Annotated in this window: 4 protein-coding genes; 2 read left to right on the forward strand and 2 right to left on the reverse strand. The window is 39.2% G+C overall.

The genetic code is table 11. The annotated features are described in order from the left end of the window. Positions 1-357: 357 nt before the first annotated feature. Positions 358-1,398, forward strand: coding sequence for a zinc-dependent alcohol dehydrogenase family protein (locus GBH70_RS16065; RefSeq protein ID WP_151681974.1), 1,041 nt, complete (start codon positions 358-360; stop codon positions 1,396-1,398). A 445-nt stretch (positions 1,399-1,843) separates the two neighbouring features. Here the strand turns inward: GBH70_RS16065 and GBH70_RS16070 are convergent, their stop codons facing one another. Beyond that, a complete protein-coding gene (locus GBH70_RS16070) occupies positions 1,844-2,761 on the reverse strand; it encodes an aldo/keto reductase (RefSeq protein WP_151681975.1) in 918 nt (305 codons plus the stop codon). A 119-nt stretch (positions 2,762-2,880) separates the two neighbouring features. Here GBH70_RS16070 and GBH70_RS16075 point away from each other — a divergent pair, with 119 nt between their 5' ends. Further along, positions 2,881-3,294 carry a MerR family transcriptional regulator gene (locus GBH70_RS16075; protein WP_172967468.1) on the forward strand — a complete coding sequence of 138 codons (414 nt, stop codon included), beginning with the start codon at positions 2,881-2,883 and terminating at the stop codon, positions 3,292-3,294. A gap of 65 nt (positions 3,295-3,359) precedes the next feature. Here the strand turns inward: GBH70_RS16075 and GBH70_RS16080 are convergent, their stop codons facing one another. Continuing rightward, a complete protein-coding gene (locus GBH70_RS16080) occupies positions 3,360-4,451 on the reverse strand; it encodes a GntR family transcriptional regulator (protein WP_151681976.1) in 1,092 nt (363 codons plus the stop codon). Between the last annotated feature and the right edge of the window lie 149 nt (positions 4,452-4,600).

Below are 4,600 nucleotides of genomic sequence, written 5' to 3' on the forward strand. Positions count from 1 at the left end.
AACAAGACATGAGGAAAAGGCTGTCTTGCTTTCGCTGAAAAAGCAGCGCTTAAATGATGAATATACAGGATAAGCGGTGGGGCACTGTCAATGGGATGTGCCCGCCGCTTTTAAATGTCCTCTGTTTCTGGGGAGCTCTATTTTATTTTAAACGGGGATTTTATCGGTTATTCAGAATAGAATCGTTTTTTCTGTTTTAAATAAGGTGTACACTTTATATCTTTGAAATTGTTTTCAATATTAAATTGTTTTCTTCGTTAATAATTAAATTATTCACAAAACATTAACAAATTTTCTGCCATCATGTTGTAAAATAAACATTGTAAGTTTTACCACAAATAACGGAGGTGCAGATTTATGAAAGCGCTCACTTACCTTGGGCCGGGGAAAAAGGAACTTGCAGAAAAACCGAAACCGGAATTGCTTCAGCCAACAGACGTTATTGTTCGTGTTACGAAAACGACCATTTGCGGGACTGATCTGCACATTTTATTGGGGGATCTTCCGGAAGTTGAAAATGGAAGGATTCTTGGGCATGAAGGTGTTGGAATTGTTGAAGAAGTCGGGGATGGCGTAAAGAACTTTAAAAAAGGCGATCATGTGTTGATTTCCTGTATTACATCCTGCGGGAAATGTGATAATTGTAAAAAGGGACTTTACGCCCATTGCGAGGACGGCGGCTGGATCCTTGGCTATTTAATTGACGGTACACAAGCGGAGTATGTAAGAATCCCTCATGCCGATAACAGTTTGTACCACATTCCGGAAGGCGCTGATGAAGATGCACTCGTCATGTTAAGTGATATTTTACCGACCGGATTTGAAATTGGCGTCTTAAATGGAAAGGTCCAGCCTGGGCAGACCGTAGCAATTGTTGGATCAGGGCCTGTTGGCATGGCAGCCCTCCTCACTGCACAATTTTATTCGCCTGCTGAAATCATTATGGTAGATTTAGACGATAACCGGCTTGAAGTTGCCAAGAAATTTGGCGCAACGCAAACGGTAAACAGCAGTGATGGGAAAGCTATTCAAAAAATTATGGAACTTACGGACGGCAAAGGTGTAGACGTTGCGATGGAAGCTGTCGGAATCCCCGCAACCTTTGATATTTGCCAGCATATTGTGAAACCGGGCGGGCATATCGCCAATGTCGGCGTACATGGAAAACCTGTTGAATTCCACATTGAAAAATTGTGGATTTCCAATATTACTTTGACCACCGGTTTAGTCAACACGAATACAACTCCGATGTTGCTAAAAACAGTCACATCCGAAAAATTGAAACCGGAACAGTTGATCACACATCGCTTTGCCTTTCAAGATATCATGCAAGCGTATGAAGTGTTTGGAAATGCGGCGGAGAATCAGGCTTTGAAAGTATTAATTACGAATGAATAAGGAGAATGTTTGACGTGTGAGAGGGAGAAAGAAAATGCCCTCTCTTTTTTGATGGGATAATTTGGTGACATAGAATCACTTATATAAGCCGGAATCCGGATGTATTTGAAAAATGTGTACCTGCCGATAGTAATATTGTTATTGAAAAGGAAAAGTAGTGCCCAATGAGAGGGGCTTTTGTACAAAAAAACTTCAAGAATATAAGTATTCGCGGGTTATAATAAGAATGATAAATCCTGGAATAGACATTCTATTGTTCAGCAGCTGTCTATTCCAGGATTAGGTTTCTTTACCTGATTACAATTCTTGTTGTTTTTCTATCTATCTGAGAAGGGTATGCAACCTAATTTTATAATGCTTATTGAAATTTGGCACATTCTTTTGGAGTGATCGCCTAAAATGGGATTTTAAGCTTGTTTGCGAATGGGTCCTTTTTGATAGACGCTTATGGCAAATCATTACCGGCAGCAAAATAGATATCGTACCATTCTTGGCGGGTGAGGGCTATGTTCGATGCTTCTGCAATTTTTTCCAGGCGGCCCGGATTCATGGTTCCGACAATCACTTGAATTTTAGCCGGATGCTTGAGGATCCATGCAGTTGCAATCGCCATTTTAGAAACCCCTTTTTCTTCCGCTAATTGGCCCAGTTTTTCGTTCAATTCAGGGAACTTCGGATTATCAATAAATACGCCTTCAAAGAAACCGTATTGGAATGGGGACCAGGCTTGGATTGTAATATCATGCAGGCGTGAATATTCCAGCACACCGCCATCATGGTTGATGCTGCGTTCGTCTTTCATATTTACATGCATTCCAAAATCAATCATGCCTGTATGAGCAATGCTGAACTGCAATTGATTGACAATGAGTTTTTGTGAAATATATTTTTGCACCAGGTCAACCTGGTAAGGATGGAAGTTGCTGACGCCAAATTGGCGAACTTTACCGGAATTTTGGAGAATCGAAAAAGCCTCGGCAATTTCTTCCGGTTCCATTAACGGATCAGGGCGGTGGAGCAGCAATATATCCAGGTAGTCCGTCTTCAGCCGTTGCAAGCTGCCATCAACTGCTTCCAAAATGTGCTCTTTGGAGAAATTGTACATCCGGTCTTCGATACCGCATTTTGATTGGAGAATGATATCTTCCCGCTTAATGGACGTATTCTTCAAAGCGTTTGCAAAGATGCTTTCCGATTCCCCTTTGCCATACTTATCCGCATGATCGAAGAAATTAATTCCGTGTTCGACTGCCGTTTCAATCATCGTTTGAGCATCTTTTTCTGATAACGCATCCATACGCATGCAGCCTAAAGCAATCTCTGATCCCAAAATACCGCTTTTGCCAAGATTAATTCGTTTCATTGCAATTCCTCCTAAAAAAATTTCCCACAACCTTATTTTAGGGATTAGACCTTACTCTAAGTCAACGATTAGGTTTATAATAGAAAAATAAAAGATTTGCAGCAGAGGTGGAATGGATCATGCGTTACACGATTGGAGAAGTTGCAAAAATCACCGGTTTTTCTAAATATACTTTAAGATATTACGACAAACAGGGGCTGCTGCCTTTTTTGGATCGGACAGAAAACGGGATAAGAATTTTTAAAGATAGTGATCTTTCTTTTTTAAGCGTGATCAGTTGTTTAAAAGAAACCGGCATGTCAATTAAAGAAATTAGGGAATTTGTAAAATGGTGCATGGAAGGCGATTCCACTCTGGCACTCCGGCTCAAAATGTTTGAAGAGCATAAAAAAGCCGTGGAGGAACAAATCAAAAACCTTCAAAAAAATTTGGAAAAAATTAATCATAAAATCTGGTATTATCAAACCGCTTTGGAAGCGGGCACGGAAGCAATTCATACCGAACACAACGGCGGAAAGTACGTTAATAAATGAGGAAAAGGAGAGGGCAGAATATTCCCTCTCCCATGTTTGGATCGTCCATGAAAACTGTATGGAAATTATTGATCTTTTAAAATTAAAATGCCATCCACTAAAATTTCCTGCGGCGGGAGAGGCTCGGTAAACATTTCATACAATTTTTCTACTGCAATTTCACCTATCTTTTTTTCATTTTGCATTATATGCGTGTAGTGGTGCTTCGGAAAATATTTTGAACTTGGAGCATCAAAACAAACCAGCTCAATCGATTGAAACGGTTTGTCATGTAACTCTTTTATCGCCTGCTCGACTAATAAAAGGATATTATACTCAACGGCAAAAATGGCATCTATTTTTCCTTTGTTATCGCGTAAATACTTTTTAATATGGTCCAGGTCATCGGCAATGTTTTTTTCTGAGTCATTGCTCGGAATGGTACTGGTAATATTTGATAATCTTAATGCCTTGTCAGGAACTAAGTTATATTTCAATAAAGCATTTTCCCATCCTGTAATTCTATCTTCGACTGAAGAAGTTCCTTTTTCATTCGGTGTGATGATGCCGATTCTTTTTTTCCCTTGCTCAATGAGAGTAGAAATGAGTAATTCACTCGATCTGATATTATTTGTGCCGACGAAAACAGTCGGTATCCCCTTTAAAATTCTGTCCACAAGCACTAAAGGAATTTTTCGGACGACCAGTTTGAGAATTTCTTCATTGAAATATTGGTTTTGGGCAGGCATGATAATAAATCCGTCCACTTCGTCAATTAAGTCTTTAATGTATTTCTTTTCCAGTTCTCCTTTCCCATGTGTAAGTTTTAGAATCAGGTGATCTCCTCTGCTGCTGACTGCAGTTTCAATCACGTGCAGCATTTTGTTAGCAAAGTCACGGAATTCTGTCAATATGCAGGCGATGGTTTTTTTTGAAGAAGAAGTTCCATGCTTCACAATGGGAGAAGGCTTTACAAAGGAGCCTTTCCCTGGCTTCCGTTCAATATATCCTTCCGAAGAAATGAGATCTAGTGCTTTTTTTGCTGTGATTCTGCTTACATTATATTTTTCGCATAGTTCTTTTTCTGATGGGACTTGGTCATGAGGTTGATAAAATCCGCGCTCTATTTTTTGGACCAAATCATCATGGATTTGCTGATAAATGGGTTTGTTCTCCATGACTGCCTCCTGATATACAAATGTTATATACATATTATATAACATTTGTATGCGCAAAGGAAACCTTTAAATCCTTAATTTTGAAAACAAACATATAAGCATTTTTTAAAATGTCATGATATTTTTATAAATATACATATTGACATGTC

Source organism: Weizmannia acidilactici (genome assembly GCF_008974225.1).
GTDB classification, from domain to species: domain Bacteria; phylum Bacillota; class Bacilli; order Bacillales; family Bacillaceae_C; genus Weizmannia; species Weizmannia acidilactici.

Coding starts and splice junctions, on each gene's coding strand:
- GBH70_RS16065 (WP_151681974.1), top strand. CDS start 358: ATGAAAGCGCTCACTTACCTTGGGCCGGGGAAAAAGGAACTTGCAGAA.
- GBH70_RS16070 (WP_151681975.1), bottom strand. CDS start 2,761: ATGAAACGAATTAATCTTGGCAAAAGCGGTATTTTGGGATCAGAGATT.
- GBH70_RS16075 (WP_172967468.1), top strand. CDS start 2,881: ATGCGTTACACGATTGGAGAAGTTGCAAAAATCACCGGTTTTTCTAAA.
- GBH70_RS16080 (WP_151681976.1), bottom strand. CDS start 4,451: ATGGAGAACAAACCCATTTATCAGCAAATCCATGATGATTTGGTCCAA.